Raw genomic sequence first — 13,038 nt, 5'->3', positions numbered from 1 at the left:
GGTTCAGGCCCCCAGGTCGCGCAGCGCGTCGAGGACGTCGTCGGGCGTGGGGTTCGTCAGACCGCCGGCGATCCGCCCGTCGGCCAGCAGCACGACGCGGTCGGCGTAGCTGGCGGCGACGGGGTCGTGCGTCACCATGACGACCGTCTGCCCGACCTCCCGCACGCTGCCGCGCAGGAGGCTGAGCACCTCCGCACCCGAGCGCGAGTCCAGGTTCCCCGTGGGCTCGTCGGCGAACACGACGTCGGGGCGCGGCAGCAGAGCCCGTGCGACCGCGACGCGCTGCTGCTGACCCCCGGAGAGTTCGTGGGGACGGTGGTGCAGCCGTTCGGTGAGCCCGAGCCGGCGGACGACGTCGTCGAACCACGCGGGGTCGGGGGAGCGCCCGGCCAACCGCAGCGGCAGCAGGACGTTCTCGGTGGCGTCGAGGACCGGGAGCAGGTTGAAGCTCTGGAACACGAAACCCACGCGCTCGCGCCGCAGCCGCGTCAGGTCGGCGTCGCGCAGCGCGGTGAGTTCGGTGTCGCCGAGGAACACGCGACCGGCGCTCGCCGTGTCGAGTCCGGCGAGGCAGTGCATGAGCGTCGACTTGCCCGACCCGGAGGGACCCATGATGGCGGTGAACTCACCGCGGGCGAACGCCACGTCCACCCCGGCGAGGGCGTGCACGACCGCGTCCCCCCGGCCGTACGTCTTGCGCAGCCCCGCGGCCCGCACGGCGGGACGGGCCGCCTGCAGCACCGTCGGCGCCCCGGCCCGCTGGTTGGTCTCGGACACGTGGTTCTCCCTGTCTCGCAGTCGCTCGCAGCACCTGCGAACTCCTCGAGGCTAGGGAGGTGGACCGCTCCGGTCGTCGGGTCCAGAGGTGATCTCGCGGTGCCCACCCGTCATCCTGCGGGTGGACCCGGACGGTCTCGGCGCAGTTCACAGGCGGACGCGGTGCGCTCCGGGGAGGCGGTACGTGCCGGCCGGGACGGACGTCCCCTCGGCTCCGGCCCAGCCGACGGTGACGTTCCGGACCGAGGCGGACAGCAGCTGCGTCGAGCGGTTCCCGCAGACGCCGATGGCGCTGGGCGTCGGCAGCGTGAAGGCGACGCGGACCCGGGCGCTGTCGGCGTCCAGGCGCGTGAACCCGGTGACGTCGGCGGGGCCGACGAGGTGCGAGGGCTCGGTGACGACGGGCACGGTGGCCACGCGCGGCAGCAGCTTCCCCCCGCACTTGACGACCACGTCGACCGTGGTGCCGCGCGTCTCGACCAGCGAGGCGACCGGTTCCTCGCAGGAGTCCGAGTAGCCCGCGTCCTCGGGGTCGCACGACGGGACGCCACCGAACGCGGAGAAACCCGTGAGGGTGAGGCTGACCGTCCCGTACCCGCAGAGGGCCGAGCTCCAGCCGGCGTAGCAGTCGTCGGTCATCGGCCGGGTCTGCGCCGGGGCCTGCAGCTCCAGCGTGGCGGCCCGCGCCGTCAGGTGCGGTGCGGCCCGGGTGCCCGAGGCGGCGGAGGCCGGACCCGCGGTGGCCAGGGCGGCGGTGGTGAGCGCCAGCAGGGCCGGCGCGGCGATCAGGGCGCGCGTCAGCGCACGACGGTGGAACATCTGAGACCCCCCTCAGTGACCGCGGACTTCGCGGCCGTCACACATCGTGCCGTAGGGGTGACTCAGCGGTCATGCATTTGCGCCAACCGGTCACCGCGCGTCGCGGAGGACCTCACCCGGTTGGACCAACCCGGCCGAGAACGCCAGCACGACGGCCTGGACGCGGTCGCGCGAGTGCGTCTTCGCCAGCACCCGACCGACGTGCGTCTTGACCGTCGCCTCGGAGACGACGAACCGCGCCGCGATCTCGGAGTTCGTCAGCCCGTGGGCCATGCACTCGAGCACCTCGAGCTCGCGCGGCGTGAGGTCGGTGGGCAGGCCCGGGGCCGTGCTCGCGGGGGTCGCCGCCCCCGCCCGCAGCAACGGTCCGACGTGCTGCAGCAGGCGCCGCGTGGAGCTCGCCGCGATGACCGCGTCGCCGGAGTGGACCGTGCGCACGGCGTCGAGCAGCTCCTCGGGCGGGGCGTCCTTGAGGAGGAACCCGCTGGCGCCGGCACCGATCGCCGAGACGACGTACTCGTCGAGGTCGAAGGTGGTGAGCACCACCACCTTCGGGCCGTCCTCGCCGAGGCGCCCGGTGATCTGCCGGGTCGCCTCGATCCCGTCCAGACCGGGCATGCGCACGTCCATGAGCACCACGTCGGCCGGGGTCGAGGTCACGACGCGGACCGCGTCGGCACCGTCGGAGGCCTCCGCCACGACGGTCAGGTCCGGCTGGGAGTCGATCACCATGCGGAAACCCGCCCGGACGAGCTGCTGGTCGTCGACGAGGACGACCCGGACGGGGTTCTCGGGAGCGGTCACCTCAGCGTTCACCTCGAGCACTGTAGGGAAGCGTCGCGCGGACGGAGAAACCCCCTCCGGGGCGCGGCCCGCTCACCACGGACCCGCCGTGCAGCCGCGCGCGCTCGGCCATGCCCACGAGCCCCTGGCCCCCCGGGCTCGGCTGCACCAGCGACGCGGCACCACGACCGTCGTCCTCGACGCTCATGCGCAGGGCGTCCGCCTCCCAGCGGACCTCGACGCTCGTGCGGGCCCGCGGACCGGCGTGCTTCAGGACGTTCGTCAGGGACTCCTGCACGATCCGGTACGCCGCCAGGCCCATCGCCGGCGGCAGGTCGCGGACCTCGCCCCGCACCTGCGCGGTGACCTCCAGCCCGCTGGCCCGGACCTGGTCAACCAGGTCCCCGATCATCGTCGCGTCCGGTTGCGGTGCGCGGTCGTCACCCGGGCCGGTGCGCAGCACCCCGAGCAGGTTGCGCATGTCCGCCAGCGCCTGCCGACCCGTGCCGGAGATCGTCTCCAGCACCTGCGCCGCCACCGCGGGGTCGGCCTTGGCCGCGTACCGGCCGCCGTCGGCCTGGGCGATGATGACCGACAGCGAGTGCGCCACGACGTCGTGCATCTCGCGCGCGATGCGCTGGCGCTCGGACGTCGCGGCGAGCCGGGACTCGTTCTCCCGCTCGTTCTCCAGCAACCGCGCGCGCTCGACCAGCGCGAACTCGTTCTGCCGCTGCGCGCGGCGCAGGCTGCCCAGGGACCAGCTCGCCACGACGGAGAACGCGATGAGCGCCGCGAGGATCACCACCGCACCCGCCCCGGTGGCGGAGAAGAACCGCACCGCGCAGGCCACCGACCCGAACAGGCCCAGCAGCAGCCCCCCGTTCGACGCCCAGCGCCGGCCGTACGCGGCCAGGGCGTAGACGGCCATGAGCACCCCGACGTTGCCGAAGGAGGGGGTCGGCAGGGCCAGCTGCAGCAGCCCGAACAGGGCGACGAGCCCACCGGACACCTCCGGGTACCGGCGGCGCACGGCCAGCGGCACGGTCATCCCGGCGGCGACGAGCAGCCCCAGCGGCGACAGCTCGGTGACGGTCGCCAGGACGCTCAGCCCGGCCAGGCCCAGGGCGAGGAAGGCGTCGATGAGGAGCGAGTTCGCCCGCGTCCAGGCCACGACCGCGTCGAAGACGGTCCGCCCGGTGTTCTCGTCCTGCACCGCCACAGCGTAGGGAGGGGCGTGCCGACCGGTCGTCGTCCCCGGGGACGACGTCGGGGGTCCGACCACGGTGGGACGGTCGGGGCGCGTGGCCGGGGTTGGCGCTCCGATAACCTCCGGCGCATGGCGGACACCGTGCGACTCGCAGTCATCCCCGGCGACGGCATCGGCCAGGAGGTGACGGTCGAGGCGCTCAAGGTGCTCTCCGCCGTGCTGGACGGGTCCGGGACCCAGGTCGCGACGACCGAGTACGACCTCGGCGCCCGCCTCTACCACCGCACGGGCGAGACGCTGCCGGACAGCGTGCTCGAGGAGGTCCGCGGGCACGACGCGATCCTGCTCGGCGCCGTCGGCGACCCGAGCGTGCCGAGCGGCGTCCTCGAACGCGGCCTGCTCCTGAAGCTGCGGTTCGCCCTCGACCACTACGTGAACCTGCGGCCCTCCAAGCTCTTCCCGGGCGTCGCGACCCCGCTCGCCGCCCCGGGGGAGATCGACTTCGTCGTCGTCCGCGAGGGCACCGAGGGTCCGTACGTCGGCAACGGCGGCGCCCTGCGCGTCGGCACCCCGCACGAGATCGCCACCGAGGTCAGCGTCAACACCGCGTTCGGCGTCGAGCGCGTCGTCCGCGACGCCTTCGCCCGCGCCACCGCGCGGCCCCGCAGGAAGCTGACGCTGGTGCACAAGCACAACGTCCTCGTGCACGCCGGCCACCTGTGGCGGCGCACCGTCGAGGCCGTCGGTGCGGAGTTCCCCGACGTCGCCGTCGACTACCTGCACGTCGACGCCGCCACGATCTTCCTCGTGACCGACCCGGCGCGGTTCGACGTCATCGTCACCGACAACCTCTTCGGCGACATCCTCACCGACCTCGCGGCGGCCGTGACCGGGGGCATCGGCCTGGCGGCGTCCGGCAACGTCAACCCCGACCGGACGGCCCCGAGCATGTTCGAGCCCGTCCACGGCTCCGCCCCCGACATCGCCGGGAAGCAACTCGCCGACCCGACCGCCGCCGTGCTGTCCGTGGCGCTGCTGCTCGAGCACCTCGGGCACACCGACGCCGCCGCCCGCGTCGACGCCGCCGTGACGTCCGACCTGTCCCGCCGCGCCGCCGGGGAGGTCGGGCAGCGGTCCACCTCCGAGGTCGGGGACGCGCTGGCCGCCGCCGTCTCCTGATCCGCGCCTGACCCGGGGCCCCGTCCTGCGGCGGGGTACCGTCGAACCACCCGCCACGCACCCCGAGGAGCCCGCATGACCGCCACCCCGACGACCGGGCCGACCGCTGGGTTGACGTTCCCCGTGACGCCGTCGGCGGTGCCGGTCTCCGAGCAGCGCCGCGCCGAGATCCTCGCCGCCCCGGGGTTCGGGAAGTTCTTCACCGACCACATGGCGGTGGCGATGTGGACGCGGGACGCCGGCTGGCACGACGCGGCCGTCGTCCCCTACGGGCCGTTGCAGCTCGACCCGGCGGCCGCCGTCCTGCACTACGCGCAGGAGATCTTCGAGGGGCTCAAGGCCTACCGGCACGCCGACGGCAGCGTCTGGACGTTCCGCCCCGAGGCGAACGCCGCCCGCATGGCCCGCTCCGCGCGCCGTCTCGCGCTGCCCGAGGTGGGCGAGGCGATGTTCCTCGAGGCGATCACGCAGCTGGTGCGCGCCGACGAGGCGTGGGTGCCGACGGGTGGGGAGTCCTCGCTCTACCTGCGTCCGTTCATGGTCGCGACCGAGGCGTTCCTCGGCGTCCGCGCCGCGCACGAGGTGAAGTTCCTGGTCATCGCCTCCCCGGCCGGCGCCTACTTCCCCGGCGGCGTGAAACCCGTCTCGATCTGGCTGTCGCAGAACTACACCCGCGCCGCCCTCGGCGGGACGGGCTCGGCCAAGTGCGGCGGGAACTACGCCGCCAGCCTGGCCGCGCAGGACGAGGCCTCGGCCAACGGTTGCGACCAGGTCTGCTTCCTCGACGCCACCGAGCACAAGTACGTCGAGGAACTCGGCGGGATGAACCTCTACTTCGTCCACGACGACGGTTCGATCGTCACGCCCGAACTCACCGGGACGATCCTCGAGGGCATCACCCGCGACTCGATCATCGACCTCGCCAAGGACCTCGGCCACGAGGTGACCGAACGCCGCGTGAGCATCGACGAGTGGCGCGAAGGCGTCGCGTCGGGCCGGATCACCGAGGTCTTCGCTTGCGGCACCGCCGCCGCCGTCACCCCCGTCGGCAAGCTCGTCTCGCCCGACGGCGAGCTGTCCCACGGCACCGGCGCGGCCGGTGAGGTGACGATGACGATCCGGAACACGCTGCTGGACATCCAGTACGGCCGGGCGCAGGACACCCACGGCTGGCTCCGCCGCCTCGTCTGACCGCCCGCCCCCCGGTGGGGCTCGTGCCCTCGCCCGCCGCCGGGGTGGGATCGTTGACGCATCCGGCTCAACCTACGAGCCGATTGAGTCGGCGATACCCCCGCCGGCTGCCTCACCCGATCCGGCGGGCCGTGGCGATCGCGAGCGCCGACCGGAGGGTCTCGAGGAACCCCCGAGGGTCGGCCAGGAGGTCCGAAGGAGCGATGGTGATCAGCGTCAACCCGGCCGCGGCGTAGCGGCGGGCCTTGGCCTGGGTCCTGCGGAGCGCCCGTGCCCCCAGGTGCCACAGCATCGAGTCGATCTCCAGCACGACGCCGAGGTCGGGCCAGAACGCGTCCGCCTCGCCCAGCCACCGGCCACCGACGACGACGGGCCGGTTCCACAACGGCTGCGGCAGGTCCGACGACGAGACGAGGTGGAACGCCTTCGCTTCGGCCGCACTGCGCACGCCGGCCCCCAGTTCCTGCAGCGCCGCTCTGGCGGGACCACTGCGTTGCGTCGGCCCGCCGAGCACCTCACGCTCCAGTTGACGCAACGAACAACGCTCGTGGCGCAGCACCGAGCTCATGAGTTCCCGCACGTCGTCCGCGCTGAGGTCGTGGCCCCGGACGGCGTCGGCGCACGCTCGAGCCGCCGAGGTGACGGGGAACCCCTGACGCTCAGTCCGACCGGGGTCGCGCTCGCTGCGTTCGACGACGCAGAAGTCCGCCGACGTCCGGTGCCGGTCCTGCGGCACCACCACGAAGACCTTCTCGCCGGGGGTGAGGGGCGCGGTGAGCGCGGCGTGCAGGTCGAGGGCGTGGACACCGCTGATGCGAGCTCCTCGGCCGGCGTAGACCAGCGCGGCCCGTCGACGTTCGGTGGTCGTCGGTGTTCCCCGGTGGCCGAGCACGACACCGGGCAGCACGCGCTGCCAGCGTCCCCGCACTCCACACCAGCGGGTGATCGTCGGGTTGGGCATCCCGGCGACCAGCAGGTCGGAACGCTTGACCACCCCGTGGTTCGCGCGGAACAGGTCGTCGATGGAGGCACGGTCGTACTCTCGTCGTCGCGGCACCCGGGCAGGTTGCCCGCTCGAGGCCCTCGCGCTCGTGCGACGACGGTCGTCCTGTGGACAGTGCTCCCGCGGGGGACCCTGTGGATCCCGGTGCGTCACGGTCCTGAGGCGGGCTCGTTGACGCTGCAGGCTCCTAGGGTGAGCCGGTTGCGTCGACGAGCCCGTCCCGGCACCCGCGGCCGTGGAGGTAGCGCTGACCCGACGAGCTCCTAGGTCGAGCCCGATGCGTCAACGATCCCGACCCCGGGCGGGCGCAGCGGGCTGTCTAGGGTGAGGGGATGCGCATCGCCAGGTTCTCCTCCAGTGGTTCGGACCCGCGGTACGGGGTCGTCGAGGGCGCGCCGGGGGAGGAGGAGATCCTCGTCGTCTCGGGGGATCCGCTGTTCAGCCCGCTGAACCCGACGGGGGAGCGGGTGCCGCTGGTGGACGCGCGGTTGCTGGCGCCGGTCATCCCGCGCTCGAAGGTCCTGGGGATCGGGCGGAACTACGTCGCGCACGCCGAGGAACTCGGCAACGAGGTGCCGGACGAACCGCTGGTGTTCACGGTGCCGAACACGTCCGTCGCCGGGCCGGGGGACCCGCTGGTGGTCCCGGCGTGGGCGGGGGAGGAACTGCACTACGAGGGCGAACTGGCCGTCGTCATCCGCCGCCTGTGCAAGGACGTGCCGAAGGAGCGCGTCGCGGAGGTCGTCTACGGGTACACCGTCGCCAACGACATCACGGCGCGGGCGCTGCAGGGGCCGGACAAGCAGTGGTGGCGGGCGAAGGGGGCCGACGGGTTCACGCCCATCGGGCCGTGGATCGAGACCGACCTCGACCCCGCGGACGTCCGCATCGAGACGCGGGTGGGGACGGGGGAGGACCTCGAGGTCGTCCAGGACGGCCGGACGTCGCTCATGGTCCACGACATCCCGTCGATCATCGCCCACGTGTCCTCGGCCATGACGCTGCTGCCCGGCGACGTCATCCTGACCGGCACCCCGGCGGGGGTCGGTCCGGTGCGGGCCGGGCAGCGCGTCGAGGTCGAGGTCGAGGGGATCGGCGTCCTCTCGACGACCTTCACCGCCCCCGAGTGAGACCCCGGGTGGTCACCCCGCGTCGGTGGGCTGCGCGATCGCGACGGTGATCGTGTCGGTCGCGGTCTGCTTGGAGTAGTCGGCCGCGCCCGGCGCGCTCTGCTCGAGCACGTCGTAGCTGATGAGCATCTCGACGCTGCGGGTGCCGGCCGGGACGGAGGGCAGGACGAAGGACGTGGAGTACGCGTACGGCGCCATCGCGAGGTAGCCGGGGGTCTGCCGCGAGGTGTCCTGGACGGTCGGGCCGGTCGTGGTGGTGCCGTCGGCGGCGACGAGCGAGCTCGTCACGGTGAAGTTGCTGACGTAGGCCTTCTGCTGCTTCTTCGCCGTCCCGAGGTTCGGGCCGGTGATGGTCGCGGCGAGCTGGATCGGCTTGGCGGCCTCGGCCGTCCACTTCCCCATGTCCAGGGTCGACCAGTAGTTGACGGCCAGGGTCATCCCGCCGGCCTGCAGCTCGTGGTGGGCCGACCCGAGGGCGAGGTCGTTCTGCACGGGCGTGACGGCGACGGGCGTCGCGGTGGGCGTTGCCGTGGCGGAGGGGCTCGTCGTCGCGGCGGGCAGGCCGGCGACGGCCGACACGGAACCGCAGGCGGTGAGGGCGGTCAGCGGGAGCAGCAGGCCGGCGGCGGCGACGAGGGGCTTGAGCGAGCGGCGGGTCACGGAGGTCTCCTGGGGGCGGCGGGAGCGGGTTCGTCCTGATGACGCTGACACGCGTGACGCTGCGTGAGCGGGCCCACCACCCGGACGGCGCACCCGTGACGGACAGCAACCACCCTGGTGGCCGCAGGCGCCCCCTCCGTGCTCACCCGTTCAGGCGTGCCGGGCGCAATAGGCTGGGTGCTGCCATGACTGAGACCACGCCTGAGACCACGCCTGCGACCACAGCCGAGACCACGCCCGCCCCGTCCGGGGTGCGCGTCCGCTTCTGTCCGTCGCCGACCGGGACCCCGCACGTCGGGCTCATCCGGACGGCGCTGTTCAACTGGGCCTACGCCCGGCACACGGGCGGGAAGCTGGTGTTCCGCATCGAGGACACCGACGCGGCGCGCGACTCCGAGGAGAGCTACGCGCAGATCCTCGACGCGCTGGCCTGGCTCGGCCTCGACTGGGACGAGGGCATCGACGTCGGCGGCCCGCACGGCCCGTACCGGCAGTCCCAGCGGCGCGCGGTCTACGACGACGTGGTGCAGCGCCTGAAGGACGCCGGTCACCTCTACGAGTCCTACTCAACGGCCGAGGAGATCGAGGCGCGGCACGAGGCGGCGGGCCGGCCGAAGGTGCTGGGCTACGACGGGTTCGACCGCGACCTGACGCCCGAGCAGGTCGCGGCGTTCCGCGAGGAGGGCCGCGAGCCCACGCTGCGGCTGCGGCTGCCCGAGGGCCGGGACTGGTCCTTCGACGACCTCGTCCGCGGGCCGATCGAGTTCAAGGCCGGCTCCTTCCCCGACCCGGTCCTGGTGCGCGCCAACGGCGACCCGCTCTACACGCTCGTCAACCCGGTCGACGACGCGCTCATGGAGATCACCCACGTCCTGCGCGGGGAGGACCTGCTGTCCTCCACGCCGCGGCAGATCGCGCTCTACGAGGCGCTCGTCGACATCGGGGTGGCCAAGGCCGTCCCGCGCTTCGGGCACCTGCCGTACGTCATGGGGGAGGGCAACAAGAAGCTGTCCAAGCGCGACCCGGAGTCCAACCTCTTCCACCACCGCGACCGCGGGTTCGTCCCCGAGGGGCTGCTGAACTACCTGGCCCTGCTCGGCTGGGGCATCGCCGACGACCGCGACCTGTTCTCCGTCGAGGAGATGGTGGCGGCCTTCGACGTCGCCGACGTCAACGCCTCGCCCGCGCGCTTCGACGTCGCCAAGGCGGAGGCCGTCAACGCGGCGCACCTGCGCATGCTGGCGGCCGACGACTTCCGCGACCGCCTCGTCCCGTACCTGCAGGCCGGCGGGGTGCTGCCCGAGCACCCGACCGCCGAGCAGCAGGCGCGCCTCGCGGCCGCCGCGCCGCTGGTGCAGGAGCGGATGACGCTGCTCGGACAGGCGCCCGGGATGCTCGGCTTCCTGTTCGTCGCCGACGAGGACGTCGTCCTGGAGGAGGACGCCACCAAGGCCCTGCGGCCCGAGGCCGCGGACGTCCTCGACGCGTCGCTGACGGCGCTGGAGGCGCTGTCGGAGTGGACGACACCGGCCCTCGAGGCGGCGCTGCGGGCGGCCGTCGTCGACGGCCTCGGGGTGAAGCCCAAGTTCGCGTTCGCGCCGTTGCGGACGGCTGTCACGGGCCGACGGGTCTCCCCGCCGCTGTTCGAGTCGATGGAGATCCTGGGACGCGACGCCTCGCTCGCGCGGCTCCGGAGGCTGCGCGCCACCCTCTGACCGGATCCTCCCCGGCGGCTCAGGTCCGCCGCCGGGGAGCCGATTTGGGAAGCAGGGTGAGCGCCCGCTAGAGTTCATCTCGTTCGGCCGGTTCCCGGCCGGGCGGAACACCATGGGGTATGGTGTAATTGGCAGCACGACTGATTCTGGTTCAGTTAGTCTAGGTTCGAGTCCTGGTACCCCAGCGCTTGTACTGCAAGCTAGGGCCCCGTTGTGTAGCGGCCTAGCACGCCGCCCTCTCACGGCGGTAGCGCGGGTTCGAATCCCGTCGGGGCTACAGTTGAGGCCCCCGGTCACCGACCGGGGGCCTCTTCCCTTGTCCGGGGCCCCTCACGAGGTGGGGGTCAGGGCCGCGGTGAACGCGGCCGCCGTCGCGAGGACCGCGTCGGCGTGCCGGCGGCCCGGGTGCCGCCCGAAGCGCTCGGCCGGGCCCGAGACCGACACCGCCGCCAGGACCCGCCCCGAGGGGGCGCGGACCGGGGCGCTCACCGACGCCACACCGGCCTCCCGCTCGCCGCTGGAGTGCGCCCAGCCGCGCCGCCGCACCCCGGACAGGGTGGCGGCGTCGAAGCGGGAGCCCATGAGCTCCACGGACAGCCGTTCGGGGTCGTCCCAGGCGAGCAGCACCTGGGCGGCGGACCCGGCGTGCATCGTCATCGACGAGCCGACGGGGACCGTGTCGCGCAGGCCGTGCAGGCGTTCGGCGGCTGCGATGCAGATGCGGTGCTCCCCGTGCCGGCGGTAGAGCTGGGCGCTCTCGCCCGTGGAGTCCCGCAGGGCGGTCAGCAGGGGACCGGCGACCGCGACGAGGCGGTCCTCGCCCGCGGCGGCCGCCAGTTCGGCGTGCCGGGCGCCCAGGACGAAGCGGCCCTGCAGGTCGCGCCGGACGAGCCGGTGGTGCTCGAGGGCGACCGCCAGGCGGTGCGCGGTGGGGCGGGCGAGACCCGTCGTCGTGACCAGCTGGGCCAGGCTGGCGGGCCCGGCCTCGAGGGCGTCCAGCACCAGCACGGCCTTGTCGAGGACGCCGACTCCGCTACTCTTGTCCACGAAGCGATACTGGCGTCTCATTCCATGAGACGCAAGGTCGAGACGCACGGTGTGAGACGCAGGAGGAGAGCCGGTCATGGGACGCACGCTGGCGCAGAAGGTGTGGGACGACCACGTCGTCCGCAAGGGGCAGGACGGCGAACCCGACCTGCTCTTCATCGACCTCCACCTCGTCCACGAGGTGACGAGCCCGCAGGCGTTCGACGGGCTGCGGATGGCCGGACGTCCCGTGCGGCGGCTCGACCTGACGATCGCCACCGAGGACCACAACACCCCCACCGCGGACATCCAGCGGCCGCTGTCGATGCTGGAGGACAAGACGTCCGCCAAGCAGCTGCAGACGCTGCGCGAGAACTGCGCCGAGTTCGGCGTGCGGCTGCACCCCCTCGGCGACGCCGAGCAGGGCATCGTCCACGTCGTCGGCCCGCAGCTGGGACTCACCCAGCCGGGGATGACGGTCGTGTGCGGCGACTCGCACACCTCGACCCACGGCGCGTTCGGTTCCCTGGGCATGGGGATCGGCACGTCCGAGGTCGAGCACGTCCTGGCCACCCAGACGCTGCCGCTCAAACCCTTCAAGACGATGGCCATCACCGTCGACGGCCGGCTGAAGCCCGGCACGACGGCCAAGGACATCATCCTGGCGGTCATCGCCGAGATCGGCACCGGCGGCGGGCAGGGCTACGTCCTGGAGTACCGCGGGGAGGCGATCCGGTCCCTGTCGATGGAGGGCCGGATGACGATCTGCAACATGTCGATCGAGGCCGGGGCCCGCGCCGGCATGGTCGCCCCCGACGAGACCACGTTCGCGTACCTGAAGGACCGTCCGCACGCCCCGCAGGGCGCGGACTGGGACGCCGCCGTGGAGTACTGGCGGACGCTGCGCACCGACGACGACGCCGAGTTCGACGCGGAGGTCGTCCTGGACGGCGCCGCCCTCGAGCCGTTCGTCACCTGGGGCACGAACCCCGGCCAGGGCGTCCCGCTGTCCGGTTCGGTCCCGGTGGCCGACGAGATCGGCGACGACGGCGTCCGGCAGGGTGTCGAGCGCGCGCTGCAGTACATGGGCCTGGAGGGCGGTGAGCGCATGCGCGACATCGCCGTCGACACGGTCTTCCTGGGCTCGTGCACCAACAGCCGCATCGAGGACCTCCGGGCGGCCGCGGACGTCGTGCGCGGCCGCACGAAGGCCGAGAACGTCCGCATGATGGTCGTCCCCGGGTCGGCGCGGGTGCGCCTGCAGGCCGAGGCCGAGGGCCTGGACACCGTGTTCAAGGAGTTCGGCGCGGACTGGCGCTTCGCCGGCTGCAGCATGTGCCTGGGGATGAACCCCGACCAGCTCGCACCGGGGGAGCGCTGCGCGTCCACCTCCAACCGCAACTTCGAGGGCCGCCAGGGCAAGGGCGGCCGCACCCACCTCGTCTCCCCGCTCGTGGCCGCGGCCACGGCCGTGCGGGGGACGCTGAGCTCGCCGGCCGACCTCGAGCCCGCCCCCGCACCCGAACCCGCAGCCTGAGAGGACCCGTC

The 13,038-nt window shown here is 73.2% G+C and carries 12 protein-coding genes and 2 tRNA genes; 7 read left to right on the top strand and 7 right to left on the bottom strand.

Annotation, left to right across the window (positions count from 1 at the left end):
* Positions 1-3 precede the first annotated feature (3 nt).
* From AB1207_RS09175 to AB1207_RS09160, 4 genes are all read right to left on the bottom strand, one after another.
* A complete protein-coding gene (locus tag AB1207_RS09175) occupies positions 4-777 on the bottom strand; it encodes an ABC transporter ATP-binding protein (RefSeq protein ID WP_367637755.1) in 774 nt (257 codons plus the stop codon).
* 147 nt (positions 778-924) lie between these two features.
* The gene (locus AB1207_RS09170; protein ID WP_367637753.1) at positions 925-1,596 is read right to left on the bottom strand and encodes a hypothetical protein; all 672 of its coding nucleotides are present in this window, start codon (positions 1,594-1,596) and stop codon (positions 925-927) included.
* A gap of 90 nt (positions 1,597-1,686) precedes the next feature.
* Positions 1,687-2,412 (bottom strand): response regulator transcription factor, encoded by a 726-nt coding sequence (locus tag AB1207_RS09165; RefSeq protein WP_367637752.1) that lies wholly within the window; start codon positions 2,410-2,412, stop codon positions 1,687-1,689.
* Positions 2,402-3,592, bottom strand: a complete 1,191-nt coding sequence (locus AB1207_RS09160; protein ID WP_367637751.1) for a sensor histidine kinase — start codon at positions 3,590-3,592, stop codon at positions 2,402-2,404. The genes AB1207_RS09165 and AB1207_RS09160 overlap by 11 nt, the downstream gene beginning before the upstream one ends.
* 123 nt (positions 3,593-3,715) lie before the next feature.
* Between AB1207_RS09160 and AB1207_RS09155 the strand changes: the two genes are divergently transcribed.
* Together AB1207_RS09155 and AB1207_RS09150 are read left to right on the top strand one after the other, a co-directional pair.
* Entirely contained in the window at positions 3,716-4,765 is a 1,050-nt protein-coding gene (locus AB1207_RS09155; protein ID WP_367637750.1) for a 3-isopropylmalate dehydrogenase, read from the top strand.
* A 75-nt stretch (positions 4,766-4,840) separates the two neighbouring features.
* The gene (locus AB1207_RS09150; protein ID WP_367637748.1) at positions 4,841-5,956 is read left to right on the top strand and encodes a branched-chain amino acid aminotransferase; all 1,116 of its coding nucleotides are present in this window, start codon (positions 4,841-4,843) and stop codon (positions 5,954-5,956) included.
* A 112-nt stretch (positions 5,957-6,068) separates the two neighbouring features.
* On the opposite strand, the gene AB1207_RS09145 is transcribed toward AB1207_RS09150, so the two are convergent.
* A complete protein-coding gene (locus AB1207_RS09145) occupies positions 6,069-7,013 on the bottom strand; it encodes a hypothetical protein (RefSeq protein WP_367637747.1) in 945 nt (314 codons plus the stop codon).
* Positions 7,014-7,291: 278 nt separating this feature from the next.
* On the opposite strand from AB1207_RS09145, the gene AB1207_RS09140 reads away from it, so the two are divergent.
* On the top strand, positions 7,292-8,089 hold the full coding sequence (locus tag AB1207_RS09140; protein WP_367637746.1) for a fumarylacetoacetate hydrolase family protein: 798 nt from the start codon (positions 7,292-7,294) through the stop codon (positions 8,087-8,089).
* Positions 8,090-8,101: 12 nt separating this feature from the next.
* Here AB1207_RS09140 and AB1207_RS09135 read toward each other — a convergent pair whose 3' ends face one another.
* Positions 8,102-8,749, bottom strand: a complete 648-nt coding sequence (locus tag AB1207_RS09135; protein WP_367637744.1) for a hypothetical protein — start codon at positions 8,747-8,749, stop codon at positions 8,102-8,104.
* A gap of 185 nt (positions 8,750-8,934) precedes the next feature.
* On the opposite strand from AB1207_RS09135, the gene gltX reads away from it, so the two are divergent.
* From gltX to AB1207_RS09120, 3 genes are all read left to right on the top strand, one after another.
* Positions 8,935-10,464 carry a glutamate--tRNA ligase gene (gene gltX / locus AB1207_RS09130; protein WP_367637743.1) on the top strand — a complete coding sequence of 510 codons (1,530 nt, stop codon included), beginning with the start codon at positions 8,935-8,937 and terminating at the stop codon, positions 10,462-10,464.
* Between the two features lie 113 nt (positions 10,465-10,577).
* Positions 10,578-10,649: transfer RNA gene (locus tag AB1207_RS09125), tRNA-Gln, on the top strand.
* Between the two features lie 19 nt (positions 10,650-10,668).
* Positions 10,669-10,741, top strand: a tRNA-Glu gene (locus tag AB1207_RS09120).
* 53 nt (positions 10,742-10,794) lie between these two features.
* On the opposite strand, the gene AB1207_RS09115 is transcribed toward AB1207_RS09120, so the two are convergent.
* Complete coding sequence (locus tag AB1207_RS09115) at positions 10,795-11,511, bottom strand: IclR family transcriptional regulator (protein WP_367637742.1); 717 nt, start codon at positions 11,509-11,511, stop codon at positions 10,795-10,797.
* Positions 11,512-11,587: 76 nt separating this feature from the next.
* On the opposite strand from AB1207_RS09115, the gene leuC reads away from it, so the two are divergent.
* Entirely contained in the window at positions 11,588-13,027 is a 1,440-nt protein-coding gene (leuC, locus tag AB1207_RS09110) for a 3-isopropylmalate dehydratase large subunit (protein WP_367637741.1), read from the top strand.
* Positions 13,028-13,038: the final 11 nt, after the last annotated feature.

The sequence above is a fragment of the Kineococcus endophyticus genome (genome assembly GCF_040796495.1).
Classification (GTDB): Bacteria; Actinomycetota; Actinomycetes; order Actinomycetales; family Kineococcaceae; genus Kineococcus; species Kineococcus endophyticus.
This window is presented reverse-complemented; position numbering and strand designations above follow the sequence as displayed.